This is a genomic window from Pseudomonas sp. C8002, assembly GCF_013385765.1.
In the GTDB taxonomy this organism is placed as follows: domain Bacteria; phylum Pseudomonadota; class Gammaproteobacteria; order Pseudomonadales; family Pseudomonadaceae; genus Aquipseudomonas.
On the sequence record NZ_JACAPJ010000010.1, the window covers coordinates 79962 to 98546 of the forward strand.

The 18585-nt window shown below is 60.7% G+C and carries 19 protein-coding genes; 7 read left to right on the forward strand and 12 right to left on the reverse strand.

Translation table 11 applies throughout. The features are described 5' to 3' along the window. Positions 1-13 precede the first annotated feature (13 nt). Entirely contained in the window at positions 14-487 is a 474-nt protein-coding gene (locus HX814_RS16335; protein WP_177008938.1) for a cyclic nucleotide-binding domain-containing protein, read from the forward strand. Here the strand turns inward: HX814_RS16335 and HX814_RS16340 are convergent. After that, a complete protein-coding gene (locus HX814_RS16340) occupies positions 484-771 on the reverse strand; it encodes a hypothetical protein (RefSeq protein ID WP_003210679.1) in 288 nt (95 codons plus the stop codon). The genes HX814_RS16335 and HX814_RS16340 overlap by 4 nt on opposite strands. Positions 772-849: 78 nt before the next feature. Between HX814_RS16340 and HX814_RS16345 the strand changes: the two genes are divergently transcribed. Continuing rightward, a complete protein-coding gene (locus HX814_RS16345) occupies positions 850-1536 on the forward strand; it encodes a spermidine synthase (protein WP_063032534.1) in 687 nt (228 codons plus the stop codon). A 34-nt stretch (positions 1537-1570) separates the two neighbouring features. On the opposite strand, the gene rarD is transcribed toward HX814_RS16345, so the two are convergent. Together rarD and HX814_RS16355 are read right to left on the reverse strand one after the other, a co-directional pair. Next, on the reverse strand, positions 1571-2455 hold the full coding sequence (rarD, locus tag HX814_RS16350) for an EamA family transporter RarD (protein WP_023659097.1): 885 nt from the start codon (positions 2453-2455) through the stop codon (positions 1571-1573). Positions 2456-3028: 573 nt separating this feature from the next. Next, a complete protein-coding gene (locus HX814_RS16355) occupies positions 3029-3943 on the reverse strand; it encodes a ParB/Srx family N-terminal domain-containing protein (protein ID WP_003210676.1) in 915 nt (304 codons plus the stop codon). Positions 3944-4090: 147 nt separating this feature from the next. Between HX814_RS16355 and HX814_RS16360 the strand changes: the two genes are divergently transcribed. The 3 genes from HX814_RS16360 to HX814_RS16370 all read left to right on the forward strand — a co-directional run bounded on the left by HX814_RS16360 (position 4091) and on the right by HX814_RS16370 (position 5516). Continuing rightward, complete coding sequence (locus HX814_RS16360) at positions 4091-4465, forward strand: YajD family HNH nuclease (protein ID WP_003210675.1); 375 nt, start codon at positions 4091-4093, stop codon at positions 4463-4465. Positions 4466-4628: 163 nt separating this feature from the next. Further along, positions 4629-5096 carry an RNA methyltransferase gene (locus tag HX814_RS16365; RefSeq protein ID WP_003210674.1) on the forward strand — a complete coding sequence of 156 codons (468 nt, stop codon included), beginning with the start codon at positions 4629-4631 and terminating at the stop codon, positions 5094-5096. 69 nt (positions 5097-5165) lie between these two features. After that, the gene (locus tag HX814_RS16370) at positions 5166-5516 is read left to right on the forward strand and encodes a DUF2892 domain-containing protein (protein ID WP_003210673.1); all 351 of its coding nucleotides are present in this window, start codon (positions 5166-5168) and stop codon (positions 5514-5516) included. Between the two features lie 106 nt (positions 5517-5622). Here HX814_RS16370 and HX814_RS16375 read toward each other — a convergent pair whose 3' ends face one another. After that, complete coding sequence (locus tag HX814_RS16375; RefSeq protein ID WP_087692570.1) at positions 5623-6861, reverse strand: hypothetical protein; 1239 nt, start codon at positions 6859-6861, stop codon at positions 5623-5625. Positions 6862-6873: 12 nt separating this feature from the next. After that, entirely contained in the window at positions 6874-7323 is a 450-nt protein-coding gene (locus HX814_RS16380; protein ID WP_003210671.1) for a YcgN family cysteine cluster protein, read from the reverse strand. 153 nt (positions 7324-7476) lie between these two features. Between HX814_RS16380 and HX814_RS16385 the strand changes: the two genes are divergently transcribed. Further along, on the forward strand, positions 7477-8076 hold the full coding sequence (locus HX814_RS16385) for a nitroreductase family protein (RefSeq protein ID WP_003210670.1): 600 nt from the start codon (positions 7477-7479) through the stop codon (positions 8074-8076). Between the two features lie 80 nt (positions 8077-8156). On the opposite strand, the gene HX814_RS16390 is transcribed toward HX814_RS16385, so the two are convergent. From HX814_RS16390 to HX814_RS16415, 6 genes are all read right to left on the reverse strand, one after another. Next, complete coding sequence (locus HX814_RS16390; RefSeq protein ID WP_177008937.1) at positions 8157-11630, reverse strand: hypothetical protein; 3474 nt, start codon at positions 11628-11630, stop codon at positions 8157-8159. A gap of 122 nt (positions 11631-11752) precedes the next feature. After that, on the reverse strand, positions 11753-12685 hold the full coding sequence (locus tag HX814_RS16395; RefSeq protein WP_003210668.1) for a D-2-hydroxyacid dehydrogenase: 933 nt from the start codon (positions 12683-12685) through the stop codon (positions 11753-11755). Positions 12686-12801: 116 nt separating this feature from the next. Then, positions 12802-13095 carry a YcgL domain-containing protein gene (locus HX814_RS16400; protein ID WP_003210667.1) on the reverse strand — a complete coding sequence of 98 codons (294 nt, stop codon included), beginning with the start codon at positions 13093-13095 and terminating at the stop codon, positions 12802-12804. Next, positions 13092-14225, reverse strand: coding sequence for a ribonuclease D (gene rnd / locus HX814_RS16405; protein ID WP_003210666.1), 1134 nt, complete (start codon positions 14223-14225; stop codon positions 13092-13094). The genes HX814_RS16400 and rnd overlap by 4 nt, the downstream gene beginning before the upstream one ends. Before the next feature lie 122 nt (positions 14226-14347). Then, positions 14348-14998, reverse strand: a complete 651-nt coding sequence (locus HX814_RS16410) for a class I SAM-dependent methyltransferase (protein WP_003210665.1) — start codon at positions 14996-14998, stop codon at positions 14348-14350. 145 nt (positions 14999-15143) lie between these two features. Further along, entirely contained in the window at positions 15144-16517 is a 1374-nt protein-coding gene (locus tag HX814_RS16415) for a glutamine synthetase family protein (protein WP_177008936.1), read from the reverse strand. A gap of 387 nt (positions 16518-16904) precedes the next feature. Here HX814_RS16415 and HX814_RS16420 point away from each other — a divergent pair, with 387 nt between their 5' ends. Beyond that, positions 16905-17681 (forward strand): transporter substrate-binding domain-containing protein, encoded by a 777-nt coding sequence (locus HX814_RS16420; protein ID WP_177008935.1) that lies wholly within the window; start codon positions 16905-16907, stop codon positions 17679-17681. Here the strand turns inward: HX814_RS16420 and cynR are convergent. After that, positions 17656-18522, reverse strand: a complete 867-nt coding sequence (gene cynR / locus HX814_RS16425) for a transcriptional regulator CynR (protein ID WP_177008934.1) — start codon at positions 18520-18522, stop codon at positions 17656-17658. The genes HX814_RS16420 and cynR overlap by 26 nt on opposite strands. Positions 18523-18585 lie beyond the last annotated feature (63 nt).

An 18585-nucleotide genomic window follows, 5' to 3' on the forward strand; every position in this document is an offset into this window, starting at 1 on the left:
GACTGTAAGCCTCATGCCAGAACCGACCTTACTCAATAACGAAATCCGCGACATGCTGATGGATTGCGGCCTCTTCGACCCGTTGCTGCCGGAAGACTTCCACGTAGCGGCGGGCTATTTCAATATCAGCACCATCGCCCGTGATGAAGTGATATTCCTCGAGGGCGACGCCGGCACCTTCATGTGCATCATCCACTCAGGCCAGGTGGCGGTGCAGAAGACCAACCATGAAGGCCAGCGGCTGAACATCGCCACCTTGCGCAGTGGCCGGGCCTTCGGCGAGATGGCCGTGCTGGATGGCGAGCGCCGGTCCGCCAGCTGTGTGGCAGCCAGCGATTGCGTGCTGTTGAACCTGGGCAAGGATTCCCTGGAAAAAATGCTCAACGAGGCACCGAAAATCGCGGCCAAGATCATTCGTGCAATTGCTATCGCCCTGTCCAGGCGCCTGCGCATGGCGGACGGGCAATTGCTGTCCCAGCAGTTTTAGCCGCCTGGGGTCTTGGGCTTGATGTCGTTTTGCTGCAAGCCGGGGATCGTCTGGTCCTTCGGCGGCGCGGGCAGCACGATCGGCGCCAACAATGGCTCACCGCTGCCGGCCGCCTTTGGCGTTGCCGGTGGCGTGACTTGCGGGTAAGGCGTGGGCGTTGCAGTACCCGGTGAACCCGCCGTGGGCGCGGGGGTAATCGGCACGGTTTGCGACTCCTGAGCCTGGGCCACACCGCCAAGGGCGAGCGCGCTCCACACAATGACCGTTAGAATGCTGCACTTCATCGATGGCTCCATGGCCTGACCGTAAAGTCGTAAGGCTACTCCCAACCGCGCAAGAATGCCCTTCCCAATGAGATTTCCATGAAACGTTTCGTTCTGCTGGACACCACCCCGATCCCCGACAACGGCGGTGCCTTGTGCCTGTTCGAGTACGGTGAGGATTTTGTCATCAAGATTCAGGGCGGTGACGGTGGCCAGTTGATGAACACGCGCATGCACGGTTCCGAGGATGCGCTGGCGGAGATTCCGTGCCGCAAAGTCGCCGGTCGGCCCGGCTCCAGGGTGTTGATTGGCGGCCTGGGCATGGGCTTCACCCTGGCGGCAGCGCTCAAGCATTTGGGCAAGACTGCCGAAGTGGTGGTTGCCGAGCTGGTGCCCGGCGTGGTCGAGTGGAATCGTGGCCCTCTGGGGGAAAAGTCCGGCCGCCCGCTGCTGGACCCGCGCACCGTGATCCGTATGGAAGACGTGGCCAAGGTGCTGCAGGCCGAGCCCCAGGGGTTTGACGCGATCATGCTGGACGTCGACAACGGCCCCGAAGGCCTGACGCAAAAAGCCAACAGCTGGCTGTATTCCGCCGGTGGCCTAAGCGCCTGCGCCAAGGCGCTACGGCCCAAGGGCGTGCTGGCGGTATGGTCGGCCAGCGCCGACAAGCAGTTCAGCGACAAACTGCGCAAGGCCGGCTTCAAGGCCGAGGAAGTGCAAGTGTTTGCCCATGGCAACAAGGGCACGCGGCATACCATCTGGATTGCCGAGAAACTCAAGGGCTGAAACAGCCGCCTGAATTCACTGCGCGGGTCGTAGGTCAGATCGACCGGCGCAGTCGATTCAAATGCCTCAAGCCTTCCAGCACCAACACCACCACCGCCAGCCAGATCGGCAGGTAGGTCATCCATTGGCCCGGTTTGAGGGCGTCTCCCAGCATCAGCGACACGGCCACCAGCAGCACCGGCTCTGCGTAACTGAGCAAACCGAACAGGCTGAACGGCAACAGCCGGCTGGCCAGGATGTAGGAATAACCCGCCGCCGCGCTGACCAACCCCATGAGTGGCACCAGCCAATAGAGCGCCGGGCGCTGCGCCAGGGTCTCGTTGATGGGCTCACTACCGAGGACGAACCACAGCGCGACCGGAATCATCAGCATCATGTCCAGCCAGAGCCCGCCGAGGTTGTCGGTGCCACAACGCCTGCGCAGCACGAAATACAGCGGATAACCGACGCACACCACCAGGGTGGTCCAGGAGAACCCGCCCGTGCGATACAGCTCGTTGGCCACGCCCACCGCCGCCAGCGCAGCGGCAATTTTTTGCAGATGGGAAAGGCGTTCGCCGTAAACGATGCGCCCGGTGATGACCATGGTCAGCGGTAACAGGAAATAGCCCAGCGACACATCCAGGCCGTGGCCATTGAGGGGCGCCCACATGAAGATCCACAACTGCACACCCACCAGGGCACTGGTGAGCACGACACAGGGCAGCAACGCGGGTTTCTCCCGCAGACGCTTGTAGATCAACGGCACCCACTTCCAATCCCCGGACAGGCACAGCAGCAACGTCATGAAGGGCAAGGAGATGAGCATTCGCCAGCCAAATATCTGCTGGCCATTCAAGGGTTCAAGAAGGGAGGTAAAGAAATACAGCACACCAAACAGGAAGGAAGCGGAAACCGCCAGAACAACGCCTTTAGACACAACAGCCTCTACAAAAAATTGCATGCATTCAATTGAAGCAGGCCGTTGCATTCACGCAGTGTGAATGTCAGTGAGATGAACATCAGAAGTTTATTAACGGGCACCATAAACTTACAACTTGCACAGGACACCTATCCCGAATCTTCAAGTTATAACAACAGGGTAACGCGTTGATTTTTTATTATTTGCACGACGATCATCAGACACTTCAACCACCCGACTTCGGTTATTGGAAGCAGTACGCTCTGGATGAGCGCTTCTGATTTGAAACGCCACAACGTCAACCACGGCGGTTGATATCGTGAAAGGAAAGCCCGGCTTGCGGGAAACTGACAGTCGCCAGGAAAGACCTGACGTATTGACTACCTGACGCCACCACAGAACACACTAACGGCAGTAGGCCAAGAGGCGCCACATTAAACAAACTGGCAAAGTTAGTCCAACACTTTATCACCCTGAAGCCAATTAAATGCCCCACGGCATTTAAATCGATATTTGCCGGATCTTTACTGTATATTAAGCCGTTATACGCCCGACAGAAACAGCACAAGGCCGCCCCTGCCGGTTCGTCACTTAGTTACTTCTACTGTCGATAACGTAGGGCACTTTCTTCTTGAACGTATCGTTCAGTTCTTTGCGGTCAAGTGACGTGAAGCCGCCCAACTGCCGGGCGCTGAAGCCGCTGTCCCCTACCGGTGCCTCGGGCGCCAGGCTGACCATGCGCTTGGCTACCGCCTCGATTGCCTTTTCATACCCGCCTTGCTTGTTCAGGTTGAACGCGCCGAGGTCAATCTGCGTGCGCAACCATCCTCCCCAGTAAAACTCCAGGAATTCCGGCACCACCTCACCAGAGGTCGGCTTGCCGTAGGACGCCTTGCGGGAGAAGTAAACCAGGCTGCGGAACATATCGTCGCCGAGGTCCTTGAAGCCCAGGTGTGCCGGAATTTGCTCAGGCGTGATGGTCTTGCCCTGGCCGTCCTTGAGCCAGACCTTGCGGCCCTGCTCCATGCGTTTCCAGAAAGTCGCCAGGTCGGGACTGTCGCTGAAGTTATCGGTGACCCGCACCCACATCTTCAGTTTGGCGCCGGCACCTGGCTGCTCCCACAAGGTACTGAACGAGTGGTGGCCGTCAGTGAGGTACAACTGGCCAGCGGGGCCGACCACCACGGTTTTCATGTCCGCCGGGTGGGCGCCTACCGGGTCTTTGCAGGTGAAGCTGCCCGGCTTATGCAGATCGGCATCTTCAGGCACCTTGTCGACACCGCCCTGGCCGTTGGTTTCACAGTATTCGTCGAACACTTTTTTGGGCGACTCGGCAAATACCCCCAGCTTGTAATGAATCTGATCAAAACCGATGACGGCCTGGGTCGGGTGGAGCTGCTCCAGCGCCACATCGATCACCTCGCCTGGCTGGGGCGTGGAAAACGCCTGGACCTGAACACTGACGGCGCACAACAGCAGCGCCCACAACCATGAATGCATCCGCATGAGTACCGCTCCTTATGATTCAGTTCGTCGATACTACAAACAATCCCCCTCACCGGCATGACCGCGCCTGAAAAAGCCGGAGGTTTATTAGCCCGCAAGCAGCTAGAATCAACGCTATCCGTGATCCACTAAAAGACAGGAGCCATGATGAGCTCGACCAACCCGCCCTCCCACACCGCCAAGCTGGATCGCATCCTCGCCGATGCCCAGCGCGACCGGGAAATGGGCTACCGCGACAAAGCCCTGAAGATGTACCCCCACGTATGTGGCCGCTGCGCCCGTGAATTCGCCGGCAAGCGCCTGAGCGAACTGACCGTGCACCACCGCAACCACAACCATGACGACAACCCCCAGGACGGCTCCAACTGGGAGTTGCTGTGCCTGTATTGCCACGACAACGAACACTCGCGTTATACCGACCAGCAGTATTTCGGCGAAGGCTCCACCAGCAGCCCGACGATCGCCAAGGCGACGCACAACCCGTTTGCGGCGTTGGCCGGGTTGATGAAGAAGGACGACTGAGTATCTTCGCTGAATGTGACGGCCTCATCGAGGGCAAGCCCGGCTCCCACAAGGGATTGCACTCCAAATGTGGGAGCCGGGCTTGCCCGCGATAGCGATCGCCCAAGCAATGCATTAGCCCGAGGCCGTATAATCGCGGTTTTTCTCGAAGGCACCCTTTCCCGTGGGCAATAAACGCTACAGCTGCATCGGTCTGTACAACCCCAAATCCCCCGAAAACGTCGGTTCGGTGATGCGCGCCGCCGGCTGCTACGGCGTGGCCTCGGTGTTCTACACCGGCAAGCGCTATGAGCGGGCCCGGGACTTTATTACCGACACCAAGAAGGTCCACCACGACATTCCGCTGATCGGTATCGACGACCTGAAAAAGATCCTGCCCCTGGGCTGCATCCCCGTCGCCGTCGAGCTGGTGGAAGGCGCCCGCCCTCTCCCCGAATACACCCATCCGGACCGTGCGCTGTATATCTTCGGTCCGGAAGACGGCTCCCTCGACAAAGAGATTCGCGACTGGTGTGAAGACGTGATCTACATCCCGACCACCGGTTGCATGAACCTCGCCGCCACCGTCAACGTGGTGCTTTACGACCGTCTGGCCAAGGGCAACAACACCCGCTCGGGCCCCAAATACTGATTTTTTGGGAACATCCGCGGCCTGTGTGCAGTCAGCTGCATATCAATCAGCCCTTGTTGGAGACAGATCATGAGCGACAGCAAAACCCTGCGACCCGTTATCCGGTCCACCCCGTTCGAGCCCCAACCCACGCAAAACGTCCAGGGCTGGGAACGCATCGGCTCCCTGGCTGGCGGTGTGGTGATGATGGGCAAAGGCCTGCGCCGTGGCGGCTTTTTCGGTTTGATCCAGGTGGCGATTGGCGGCGTAGCGCTGGCACGCGGGATCAGCGGGCATAGCTCGGCGAAAGAGTTGCTGGAGCGCAGCCGCCAGGAAATGAACAGCGTGCGAACCAAGATCGAACGCGCCGGTGAGGAACTGAAAAACCTCAAGACCAAGGCTGAAGTGGCGGCTGAAAACGCCAGCAAAACTGTGGGTTAACCCCGATCAAATGTGGGAGCGGGCTTGCTCGCGAAAGCGGAGTGTCAGTCACTGACTGTGTTTCTGATACGCCGCTTTCGCGAGCAAGCCCGCTCCCACCTTGGTTTCAGTGCAGCAGTTTGGTATCGAGTACTACCGACGACTCGCCAATAATGCTCTCCCCCAGCTGCACGAATTCCTTTGTGCTGATGCTGTTCAAGCGCATCACCGCCTGGGTCAAATCATCCAGCGAACGCTTGTTGTGGGTTTTCACACGAATCTCGCGGTCCAGCTCCTGCAACAACACCACCGCTCGTGAGACGGTCGCGCTACTGGCGTGCTCGACCCGCAGGGTGGTCACGTCCTTGCCTTCGCTGGCCAGCCGGGCCTGCAGGGCGGCATAACGATCGTCGCTGATCCCCCCTGCGCGGCGCATCAGCTCAATGGCGTAGTACTGCGCCAAGCCCTCGCTGATCCAATCGCTGCCCTGATGGTCGTTGAAGCGGCCGATAGCCTGCACCACTTCACGGATCAACGGGCTGCTGCCGTTCTCGCTGACCAACGGCGTACGGCTGTTGAGGTAGATCGAGTCCCGCGCCGAATACGCACCGCGGCGCATCGGGTCACTGGCGCCCACCACCAGCAATTTCGCCGGGTGCCGTGGGAATGCCGCTTGCACTTGCGGCCAGACAAACGTCAGCAAGGTCAGCACATCCATGCGATGCATGCCTTGCCCTTTGGGCGACGCCACGGTGATTTCGGTTTCCCCCAGGCGCATCCTGCGACTGCCCAGCGTACCCGCGAGCATCCAGCCGGTGGGCCGGTCAAACAGGCGGGAAACGTTATCGATGCGGAATTTGTTCTTGCCGATGCGCGGCCAGGACGTCTCGACGCTTTTCCAGCCGGCAGGCAGTTCAAACACCAGGCGCGACACCAGTTCAATGCCGTCCTGTTGATCCAGACGTGCAGTGGGCACCAGGTCTTCGCCGCGAAACAGCGCCCAACTCGGGGTCATCCGCGCTTCATAGACGCCTTTCTTGCGCGCGTGGGTGAGGCGTACACGGTAGGTCAGGCTGGCCTTGTCGGCACTCGGTTGCCACAGGCCGCGGCTGTCACCCGGGGTATTGCCCGGCAACACTTGCCACTGGCCATCGGCCTTGAAGTCGCTGTAGTCGCCGTCGCGGCCCAGGTCGAAGTTGAGGCTGCGCACCGCCGAGCCCTGGGACAGGCTCAGGCGCACTTCTGCCTGATCACTTTGGGGCAACAGCTTGACGTGATAGTCCAGGTCAACTTTCTTCGCCGCCCACGCCGGCGCACTCAATACCAACAACAGCAGGCTCGCCGCCAGCCTGGCTCCAACCGTCATACACACTCCTTCTCAGCCTGCTCGAAAAATCAGGTAATCCTCCCAGTCATCCTCGGGCACGCTGCCTTCGCTGAGCATGCGCCCGGACTGGGAAATGCGTTCCTGGTGCACAGCGTCGCGATCGCCGCAGACCAGGTGGTGCCACAGCGGCAAGTCCTTGCGCTCGCTGACCAGCCGGTAACCGCAGGTGGGCGGCAGCCATTTGAACTGGTCGGCCTGGCCCGGAGTGAGCTGGATGCAATCGGGCACCGAGGCGCGACGGTTGGGGTAATCGGTGCACTGGCAGGTTTTCAGGTCCAGCAGTTTGCAGGCGATGCGCGTGTAGTAGACGCTGTTGTCGTCTTCATCCTCGAGCTTTTGCAGGCAGCACAGGCCGCAGCCGTCGCACAACGACTCCCACTCATCCTGGTCGAGTTGTTCGAGGGTTTTGCGGATCCAGAAAGGTTCGACTTTGGCGGCCATGGCTCTACATCAATATCGGTATGTTAAAAGGCCGCCAGTCTAGTGCCCATGGCCCCCGGGGCCAAGCGCTTACGACTGTCGGTAGAACAAGACTTGTCAGCCACCCGGCGGCGAAGTAGTTTTGAACCCCGGTTTTTCATCAGGATCAGCCCAATGAGCAGCAACCCACGCGTCGCCGACTATCCGATCCACCCACAATTCACCGACCGCTGGTCGCCGCGCGCCTTCACCGGCGAAAGCATCCCGGTGGACACCCTGTTGAGCTTCTTCGAAGCCGCGCGCTGGTCACCTTCGGCCTACAACTCGCAGCCATGGCGTTTTCTCTATGCGCGCCGCGACACGCCGAACTGGGAACGTTTCCTGGGCCTGCTGAACGAATTCAACCGTGGCTGGGCGCAGCATGCCTCGGCCCTGGTGATCGTCGCGTCGAAGACGACCTTTGCCGTGCCTGGTGCCGCCGAAGAAACCCCGGCCCTGTGGCACACCTTTGACACCGGCTCGGCCTGGGGCCACCTGGCGCTGCAAGCCAGCCTCAGCGGCTGGCACACCCACGGCATGGCCGGTTTCGACCAGGAACTGACCCGCAAGGAACTGAAGATTCCTGAAGGTTACGCCCTGCACGCTGCCGTGGCGATTGGCAAGCTCGGCGACAAATCGACCCTGGCCGACTACCTGCAAGCCCGGGAAACCCCGAGCCCGCGTCGTCCATTGAACGAGCTGGTGTCCGAAGGCGACTTCAACCACCAGGACTGAACACGCTCTGGCAGTCGTTGACGGTCACGTCAAAACCCTGCTGCTGCGATCACAGCAGGGTACACCCGCCACAAGTGCAGCTACGCCTTGGCGATCAGCGCGTAATAGGCCCTGCGCAGCTCGTCTCGATCACGCTTGTACATACTGGCGAGAAACGGTGTCATGTCTTCAAGACCGTTTGCGTTCAAGTCCACTGGATAGATTTTATTATCCCTCGCTGAATACAGGAAATTACTTAACTGCAGATCGTTGTGGTAAAGATTTTTCTGTTCCATGCGCCGAAATGCGTCATCCAGTAAAAGCCTGGCCTCTGGGGGCAAACTTCCCCTTGCCAGGGTATTTACATCCACCCCGTCCAGCTTGCCCATTTTCAAATAACGGCGACCATTTTCAAATATCGTGGTTGCAAAGCCGTCACCGTAATAGCTGTTCAGGCACAGGGTCTCGTTATCGACAAAGTCGTCGGCAGAAGTCATGGATGAAGGGCCATAGTCCTTATAGACACTTTTCCCGTCGAGACTGTCGTAGATCGTCCCCTCACCGCCCCCGCCAATTTCCGGCCCCAGGTCTGATGCCACAGAAGGCGGGTTACCGCCGCGTGCCCCCAGGCGCTGCCATTGGTCCCCCTGCAGGTGCTGCACCAGCAGCGGCGTTTGCCGGTTGTTGTGATAAATCTGCGCCTGTACGGCACCGTCGGCGGTGCGAGTCACTTGCCGCACTTCGTAGACCGCAGTGTTGCCGGCAGTATCGGTATGGCGGATGTGGGACAAGTGACCGTCCGCCGCCACATAGATCCCCTGACTGTTGCGCGCAAGCCCGGCTATTTTCGATTCGGCCACGCTGTAGTCGCCAAGCAACCGGTTGTTCAGGGCGCTGCCCGGCTCGGCAGGCGTGGTGATGATCGCCCCATCCATCGCACTCGTTTTTGCGGTGAAGCCTTCAAGAGGGCTGCCGTAAGGCCGCATCCTGTCCACATCAAACGCATACCATCGACCGTTCTGGAGTACCGCGCCTCCATCAACGCTTTGCCCGGCGACCTTGAAGGTACCCGTCGCTGCTGCGTCATAGTGTTTACTGGCAGCCTTCAACAGGTCATAGCTGCCGCTCGCGCCCCTGAGCTTGTTGACCACCTCTGCACCCGTGGCGCGTACAAAGTTGGCGCCTTTGCCCAGCAACCGGGCACCGCCCGCGACCAGTTCGCTGAAGCCATCCAATGGGTTGAATGCTTGAATGGCAGCCACACCGATGACTTTTGCCACTTGAATGGCCTTGGCGGCGGCGCTCGCGACCTTGGCCCCCGCCTTCGTGACTTTCGCCGCCACACCCGCGCCCGCCGTGACAAAACCAAAGACATCCAGCGCCAGGTCACTGGCCCCTTCCAGGTGGTTACCCCTGGAAAAATTCACGATGGCGGACCTGAGCGGAATCAGGTCAAGAAAAAAGTGGGTGACGTTCCACTCGGTTGCCATTTGTTTATCGAATGAGGTGACACCCCGGGCATAGGTTTTTATGTCATCACTGTCGAGATCAAGATGTTCAACAAAGGCATCGGCAATGTGCTGGGTTCGCGCACTGGAAAAACTGGGGGGCGGCGTTGACAAGCCGTCCTGGCTCTTTTGGCCAAGGGCAGCCTCGCTCACGGTCTTGGGCTTGAAGGGCTCCGTCTTGAACTCCTTGTTGGCCTGCCGCTCGCGTTTTGTTGTTAACTCCGAGGTCGGCACCGACTTGATTGCACCTGCGTTCAAATCAATTTCATAAACGGTGTTGCCATTCCTTCCGGTGGCCTTGACCCACAGTTTGTTTTCCGCGCCCTGCCGTTTTTTAGAGATGAAGTCGAGGCCCAGTTCATAAGTGTTTTTCTGAAAAAACTCGAGCTTTGCAAACTCCAGGTTTTCCCGGTCAACCAAGGGCAGTGTTGCGACAAGGTGCTTGATGACGCTGCGAACCCCTTGCTGGCGAGAAGTGATTGCTTGTTCAAATTCTTCGTTGAAGATTTTGTTCACGCTGAAATCCAGGCTCTTGCCTTTGATTGCCTCGGCAATGCTCGGGTCCCTGGTTTCCCATGGGTATTGGCCAAGTCCGCTCATGGCGATGTCCAACAACGAGAAAAGCCCGCCGGGCGCCCGGTTCGGATCATAAAGTGGTTGGGCTGACGGTTGTTTCGAGTCAACGACCTTCAGTCGTTTCTCTTCAAAAGGTACGTGTTCGCCAAACCGCTCCTTCAAATGAGCCAACGCAATGTCTTTACGGCTTGGAATCTCGGCTTCCAACAAACCGGTAGCCGCAAGCGTCGACTTCAGTTGTGCGTTGAATGCCGTCCTTGCACGGTCTATCTCATCGTCGCTGTAATGATCACCTGGCTGGCATGTGACGATCCCGTTGACCACGGCCCAGTCCACCAATGCCGCCTTTTGTGCATGTTCGGCGGCGGCTCGATTCGTCAGGATCGCGTTTTCCGCGCTGGACATGACTTGGGCAAAGGTCATGTGCGCCACCTTTCCGGGGAACTGCGCCTCTATGGCCGCCGCTGCGACCGCGAGGCTTACCCAGGCAGGGCTGCCGTAGGTCACGCGGTCGGGGATGTCCTTGATCAAAAACTCGGGCGCCTTTCGTGCCAGTAACAAATAGGCGCCGGCCTTGGCCATCTCGGGACTGGTCTTGTGATTTTCGTGCAGGTAAGTGCTCAGGCGCTCGAGTACTGTCGAAGCCGGCTTGCCCCAATGGGCCTGTTGCGCGAGGTCGAAACCTGCCACACGGTTTCGGTGCGGCGCCGTAATGGACTCGGGATCCAGCAGCAGGTGGATTGCGCTCAGTGCGTATTCGTTCACGCTGGTCTCGGAGGCGGCGCCCCCAAGCTGGTCCTGTATGGCTTGCCCCAGTGCCTGCCCGCGGGTGGAGCTGACGAGGGTTTCGAGTGCCTTGGCAGGATCAGCCAATGCCTCGCCCGACAACGGCTGGTTCGCGTTCAGATATTCCAGTACACCCACGCTTGCGCCGATGTGCGGTGCATTGGGGTTCTGGCTGCCATGGTCGGTAGCCGCCGCCAGTACCCTGCGTTGTTCAGCGGCGCTCATGGGAACAGGCCAGGACAACCCGCCGCCAAAATTGCCGAGCGGATGCTCCAGTGCCCTGTCACTCACCGCATGGGCATGACCGGTCAGCTGAAAATGATTGGTGGGCAACCCCAAGCCGATACTTCCGAGAAAGGTCTCTACCGTCGCCGCTTTACCCGCCTGGGTCGGGTAGGACGAGTCGGGGTGTATTTGCATCGGTGTCGTTTGCAGCGCGGCCAGCACCGCTTGAGGACTGGCATTCACGCCAAGACGGCTGGCGATTTCGTTGAGCTTCTGGCCCAGTGTCCGCAGATTCTCGCGGTCGCCCAACGCCGCGGTGAGACCGGATTGCCGGGGGACTGGGGCGAGGGCCAGCGTATCGCGATCGGCCGTAGCACCCAGAGCAGAGGGCAATAGAGGGAGCGCCGCCGGCTCGGTAGAAAGCAGGGAAAGTTGCGGAGTTACCCGTGGAGGGAGAGACACAGTGCCAGCATTCAACATGAGAATGTACCCATCTGGAGAGGGGTACGAGCCTCACATACGGCCTGCGAAACGAACATCTGATTAGTGTTTGCAGAAATTTGTAAGCGCCCGGCAACACGCGTTGCCGAGCCTTCGCGCTGTCAGTAACCGCGCTCGAAACTCACTTCGCCGCGCAACGTTTCCTGCGCCTGGTACGCGCGCAAATTCTCGACAAATAATTGCACCATCATCCCCGGCGAAGTCGGCGCCGAGCTGTGGCCGGTCAACAGCAAGCCCCAGGCGGTCCAGAACGGATGGCGCTGGGGCAATGGTTCCTGACGGCAAACGTCAATCACCGCGCCGGCCAGATGGCCTTCCTTCAACGCTTCCACCAGGTCCGCATCGACCACCGCCACACCGCGCCCGACGTTGATGAACAACCCGGTCGGCTTGAACTGCTTGAACAGCGCCGCATTGTACAAATCGTGGGTGTTCGGCGTGTTGGGCAGCAGGTTGACCACGTAGTCCACCTCACCCACCAGGCGCGGCAACGCGTCGAGCCCGGCAACTTCGACAAATGGCGCCTGCTCACGGGCCTCACTGGCAATGCCGTACAGCTCAACGCCAAACGGCTGCAGGAATTGCGCAACGCTGCGGCCGATATCACCGGTACCGACGATCAGCACTTTGCGCCCCGCCAGGCTCTGGCCCATGCGGTTATCCCACTTGCGCTCGACCTGGCTGACCAGCCGCGCCAGCACTTCACGCTCATGGCCAAGCATGTAAGTCAGCACGTATTCGGCCATCACCTGGCCAAAAATGCCCACGGCGCGGGTCAGGCGGTAATCCCGCGGCAGGCCGTCGGCCAGCAGCGGCGTGATGCCGGCCCAGGTGGATTGCAGCCATTGTGGCTGGTGCCCCTGGCGCAGCAAGGTGGCCAGAAGATCCGGCTGGCCCAGCCACACCGGGCAATCGGCCGCCAGGCGCGACAATTCGGCGGAGTCGCCGCTGGTCATGACCTCAAGGTCCGGCGCCGCTTCGCGCAGCAGCCGGGCGTACAGCGGGTGATCGTGTTCAGCAATCAGAACGCGCATGGTTCAAACCTTTCAAAAACACTGCAGGCGGCCGCCGGTCCAGTTCACTGTACCGTGCGGCCGCCGCCAAAAATTGAATTCCATAGATGATGTGCCCCGGACGGGGCACTGACCGATCACATCGGGTCATTGCGTCGCAGCAGCTCTTCGGGCAAGTGTTCGATGTACTCGTCCTCGGCCGGCGGCATTTGCAGGTGGTAACCCTGCTTTTCGAGGTTCTCCAGAACCACGGTGATGTCCTCGCGGGACAGCTTGCGCTCCGGGCTCAGCACCAGGTCGAAGGCGTGGTGCGGCTTGCCGAAGGCGGCCAGCAGACTTTCCGGCACGCGCTCCAGTGCATCGCTTTTCAGCACGTAGAGGTACATCTCGTTTCGTTTGAGGCTGCGATAGATGGAGCAGATACGTTTCAAGGCTGTTCTCCGGCAGTGGCCAGGCTGTCCAGCAGCGCCTGGCCCATCAGTTCGCGGCGCCAGCCACGCAGCGAATCTGGCAATTGGTAAGGCCCCTCGGGGTAGCCGCTCTTGACCAGGGCTTCAAGGGTTTTCTTGCGCAGCATCAGTTCCGGCGCCATGTCCAGGCGTTCGGCCTCGGCCTGGCCCAGGGCGCGCAGTTGCTTGATCAGCGTGGCGGCGTCCACCGGCAATGGCTCGGCAACCGCCGGTGGCCACTGGTCCATGGGCACGCTGCCGGCGCGCTTGATCAGGCCCAGCAGGAACTCGCCGTCCTGGCGCACGGTGCGCGGGTGCATGTCTTCGATCTTGCCCAGCGCGGCGAGGTTATCCGGCTGGGATTTGGCCAGGGGCCATAACGAGTGCTCACGGATGATCCGGTTGCGCGGCAGGTCACGGGCACGGGCTTGCTGTTCGCGCCAGGCGCACAGTTCGCGCAATACGGCGAGCTGGGCACGGGAGAGTTTCCAGGCGAGCTTGGCGTCGCGGTAAACCTCGTACGGGTCGACTTCGCGGCGCAGGTTGGCCACCAGTTCGGCACCGTCTTCCAGGACCCAGGCGTATTTGTCGTCGGAAAGCTTCGGGCGCAGGCGTGTGTAGACTTCTGCCAGGTGCACCGCGTCTTCGGCGGCGTAGCTGATTTGCGTCTCGGACAATGGCCGCTGCAACCAGTCGGAGCGGGTCTCGCCCTTGGGCAACTCGATATCGAGGACGGCTTGCACCAACCGCGAATAGCCCATGGAGAAACCGAGGTTCAGGTAGGCCGCCGCCAGTTGCGTGTCGAACAACGGCACCGGCAGGCTGCCGGTCAGGCGCAGCAACACTTCCAGGTCTTCGCTGCAAGCGTGTACCACCTTGATCACCGCCGGGTTCTCCAGCAGGGCGGCCAGGGGTTGCCAGTTGTCGATGGTCAGGGGGTCGATCAGGTAAGCGCGCACGCCATCACCGATCTGGATCAGCCCGGCAATGGGATAAAAGGTGTCGACCCGCATGAATTCGGTGTCGAGGGCGACGAATGGCAACTGCTGCCATTCGGCGCAGTGCTGGCCGAGGCTATCGTTGTCGCAGATCCAGTGAATATCGATGGCCACACGGCTCTCCCTTGAAGAATGGCGCGCAGTATATATCGCGAAAGGGAGTTGCGAGCATTCGCAGTACAGCATCCGCCATGAAAACTCTTATAGGAGCTGAAGAATAGTCCGACAGTCGGTACTTATCCTCTCTTACGCAGGACATACACCCGCCACATGGCTGAGCCGGGCATGAACTCCTGTTGACCGAGGACCTTGAAACCCGCCAGGCGAAACTCCGCCTCCACTTGCGCCCGGTGGCTGGCAACTGCCGCCGGGCCAGGCTGCAACGCCCGGTAGCCGCTGTCGCTGTTGACCGAAACAATTACCGTGTCGCGGCTTACCCGATGAAACTCACCGAGCAGGGCCAGGCGCCCTTCTGCCGTTGGCACATGGCGAAACAACTCCAGGCAAAAAATGCAGTCCACCGCGTTGGCCGAAAGGCCGATGGAAAATGCCGAGCCCTGGAAGGTCTTGATCCGCTTGAGCAAGCCCGGCGCGTGGTGGGTACGGGCGTGGTCGAGCATGTCCTGGGAATTGTCCGACGCCAGGATCACCCGGTTGCTGTGCTCGGCCAGCACCGGCCAAAAGCGCCCGGAGCCGCACGCCAGGTCGAGAATCAGCCCTGGCTCGCCGGCGATCTTCAGTGCACGGCGCACCAATTGCTCATCGCGCCACAACCCCAGGCGCCGCAACAGCCCCGGCGGACGCGTGTCGGCGCAGACCAGGGCATGCTGCTGGCCAGCGCGTTCGGCAAATTCAATCTCGATGGAAGACGGCGGTTGCGACGGCATCACACGACTCTGTTAATGGATCAGACATTCGCAGCTTAACCACCGTCTCGTGAAAAAAAGGTCGAAGGATTGTTCGCCGTTAATGCAGAACCAGTATCCAGCCCGCTGCCTGTCTGTTAACTGTCTGTGATCAGCGCCTTCATCTTCAGGCCTGGTGCAGATACCAGCGCCAATCCTGCTCGCCCACCTCGCCCATGAACTGACGGTATTCGGCCCGCTTGACCGCCAGGTATACGCCGAGGAATTCGCCGCCGAACGCCTCCCGCGCCCAAACCGAGCCTTCAAGCGCACGCAAGGTGGTCAGCCAATCGGTGGGCAGCAACTCCTTGGCCTGGGCATAACCGTTGCCTTCCACCGGCGCGCCGGGGTCGCGCTGTTCGCGGATGCCCCGGTGGATACCGGCCAGAATCGCGGCCGCCGCGAGGTACGGGTTGGCGTCGGCGCCGCAGATACGGTGTTCGATATGCCGGGAAAACGCCGGCCCGCCGGGCACCCGCAGCGTGACGGTGCGGTTGTCCACGCCCCAGGTCGCGGCCAGCGGCGCGTAGCTGTTGGTCTGGAAGCGTCGATAGGAGTTGGCGTTGGGGCAGAACATCAGCAACGAGTCGAGCAAGGTGCTGAGCATGCCGCCCACCGCGTGGCGCAACAGCGGCGTGCCGTCGGGCGCTTCGCTGGCAAACAGGTTATTGCCGTCGCGGTCGGCCAGGCTGACGTGCATGTGCATGCCGGTGCCGGCCAGATCGTCAAACGGCTTGGCCATGAAACACGCGGTCATCCCGTGCTTGTGGGCTACGCCCTTGACCAGGCGCTTGTAACGCACCGCCTCGTCCATGGCTTGCAGGGCATCGCTGCGATGTTCCAGGGTGATTTCCACCTGGCCCGGGGCGTATTCGGAAATCGCCGTGCGCGCCGGGATGCCCTGGAGTTTGCAGGCGCTGTAGAGGTCGGCGAGGAACGGTTCGATCTGCTCCAGCTCCCGCAGGCCGTAGACCTGGGTCGAGCGCGGGCGCCCGCCGTCGACATCCCGCGCCGGTTGCGGGCAGCCGTTGCTGTCGGGTTTCTGGTCGAGCAAATAGAACTCCAGCTCCGCCGCCATCACCGGGTAATAGCCGTCGGCCTTGAGGTCGTCAATCACCCTGGCCAGCAGGTGCCGGGGATCGGCCACGGTAGCGGGCATGCCTTCGGTGGGGTGCATGCTGACTTGCACTGCTGCCGTCGGGATCAGGCGCCACGGCATGCGCTGCAAACTGCCGCTGACCGGGTAAGCGCGGCAGTCGATATCACCGACTTCCCAGACCAGCCCGGAGTTCTCCACGTCGTCGCCATTGATGGTCAGGCCAAGGATGGTACTCGGCAGCGGCCGGCCACTTTCATAGACCGCCAGCAGTTCATCGCGGTGCAGCAGTTTGCCGCGAGGCACACCGTTGTTGTCGAGGATGAACAGCTCGAACATCTCGATATCCGGGTTCTGCTCAAGAAAGGACTGGGCTTCGTGCAGGGTGGCAAAGGGCGTGCTCATGGGCATTCTCATACGTTCGCGTCAGGCAGGCGCGCGGGCGCTGCCGGGCAGATGCGCGGGGCATCCATTCGGGCAAATCAACGTAGGAGAAAGGTGTCCGGTGGGCGCGCGTGGCGGCAGTGCCAGAGCGCCCAGAAGGCGAGTTCGGAAGGGAGGGCATCAGCGGTGACTCGACGACGATCCGGACGGCTGGACGCGGTGGCGCCTGGCGATGTCTCAGGGTGTGTGTCGGGGGAACCGTCCATGCGGGATTCACAGTAAAGAGATGCCGGGCAGCCTCACACGCGAGGTTAAGCCGTTAAATCCAGTCTTGATGGAGTTTGGTTGTGCCGTGGCTAAACATTTGCAAATAATGGCGGCCCCGCCCATGCCCAAGGACCCGACCGCATGAAAGCATTGCTGACCCTTTCCCTGCTGGCCGGCCTGTCTGCCCAGGCCCTGGCCGACAGCCCTGCGTCGCGCCTGGATGAAGTGCTCCAGCGCGGCGAAATGAGCGTCTGTACCACCGGCGACTACAAGCCCTACAGTTATTTACGCCCGGACGGCAGCTACGAAGGCATCGACATTTCGATGGCCCAGTCCCTGGCCAAGAGCCTTGGGGTGCAGGTGAAGTGGGTGCCGACCACCTGGAAAACCCTGATGTCGGACTTCCTGGCCCAGCGCTGTGATATTGCGGTGGGTGGTATTTCAGTGTCCCTGGAGCGGCAGAAAAAGGCGTTTTTCAGCCAACCATTGGGCGTCGACGGCAAGATCCCGCTGGTGCGTTGCGCCGATGTGCAGCGCTATCAGACGGTGGAGCAGATCAACCAGCCGCAGGTACGCGTGATCGAGCCTGCGGGCGGCACCAATGAAGTATTTGCGCGGGCGCATTTGGGCAAGGCACAACTGACGCTGTTCCCGGATAACGTGACGATTTTCGAGGAACTGCTGGCGAACAAGGCGGACGTGATGATCACCGACGCCAGCGAGGCGCGGTATCAGCAGAAGCTCAAGCCGGGACTGTGCGCGGTGAATCCCGAGCGGTACATGCAGTACAGCGAAAAAGCGTTCCTGCTGCCCCGCGATGATGTCGCATGGAAGAGTTACGTGGACCAGTGGCTGCACTTGAGCACGGTGACCGGCGTGTACGACGGCATCATCAATCAGTGGCTGGCTGCGCCCTGACCAGCTCGACAAACGCCCTGCACGCCGCACTGCGATAGCCTCCCTTGCGGCTGAGCAACGCCGCCGTGCGTTGCGGCAACGGCGGGCTCAGCGGCACCGCCTGCAACCCCGGCTGCACCTGGGCAATCGCGCTGGGCAGGATGGTCCCCAACTGCGTATTTCGTACGATTTCGATAATCGCGCTGATGGAATTGGCCTCCATGGTAATCAGCGGTTTCACCGCCTGGCTGCGAAAATACTCATCGATATAGCGACGCGTGGCGAAGCCGGCATTCAGCAGCACCAACGGCTGCTGGAGCCACGACTGTCGATCAATGCCGGGATGACCGGCGCTCACCACTACGCTCAACGCCTCGACAAACACCCCTTCACACTCGATATCCGGCAAATGCTCGCCGGTAAAACCGATGCCGATATCCAGCAAATCCTCCGTCAGTGCCGCCTCCATGCGGTCCTGGGTCAGCTCCTCGACACTCACTGTAATCCCCGGATACAGCCCGTTAAATCGCGCCAGCAGCGGCCCGATCAGGTAGGCGGTAAATGTCGGCGTCATCGCCAGGCGCAAGCTGCCACGGCTCAGGTCCTGCACGTCATGCATGGCGCGGGTGCCGGCCTGCAGATCCTGCAAGGCCAGGCGCGCAAACCGCACATAGGCCTCGCCTGCATCGGTCAGGCTGACGCTTCTGCCGGAACGGTCCAGCAGTGGCGCACCGAGAGTGTCTTCCAGTTGCCGGATCTGCTGCGACAAGGTCGGCTGCGACACATGCAGCGCCTCCGCCGCCCGGGTGAAATTACGGTGCTCGGCAACGGCCAGCAGGTAGCGGATATGACGCAGCAACATGGAAGGCGCTCCAACTATAGGCATGACTTATAGAAACCATAATAATCCGGTCTTGGACGCTAT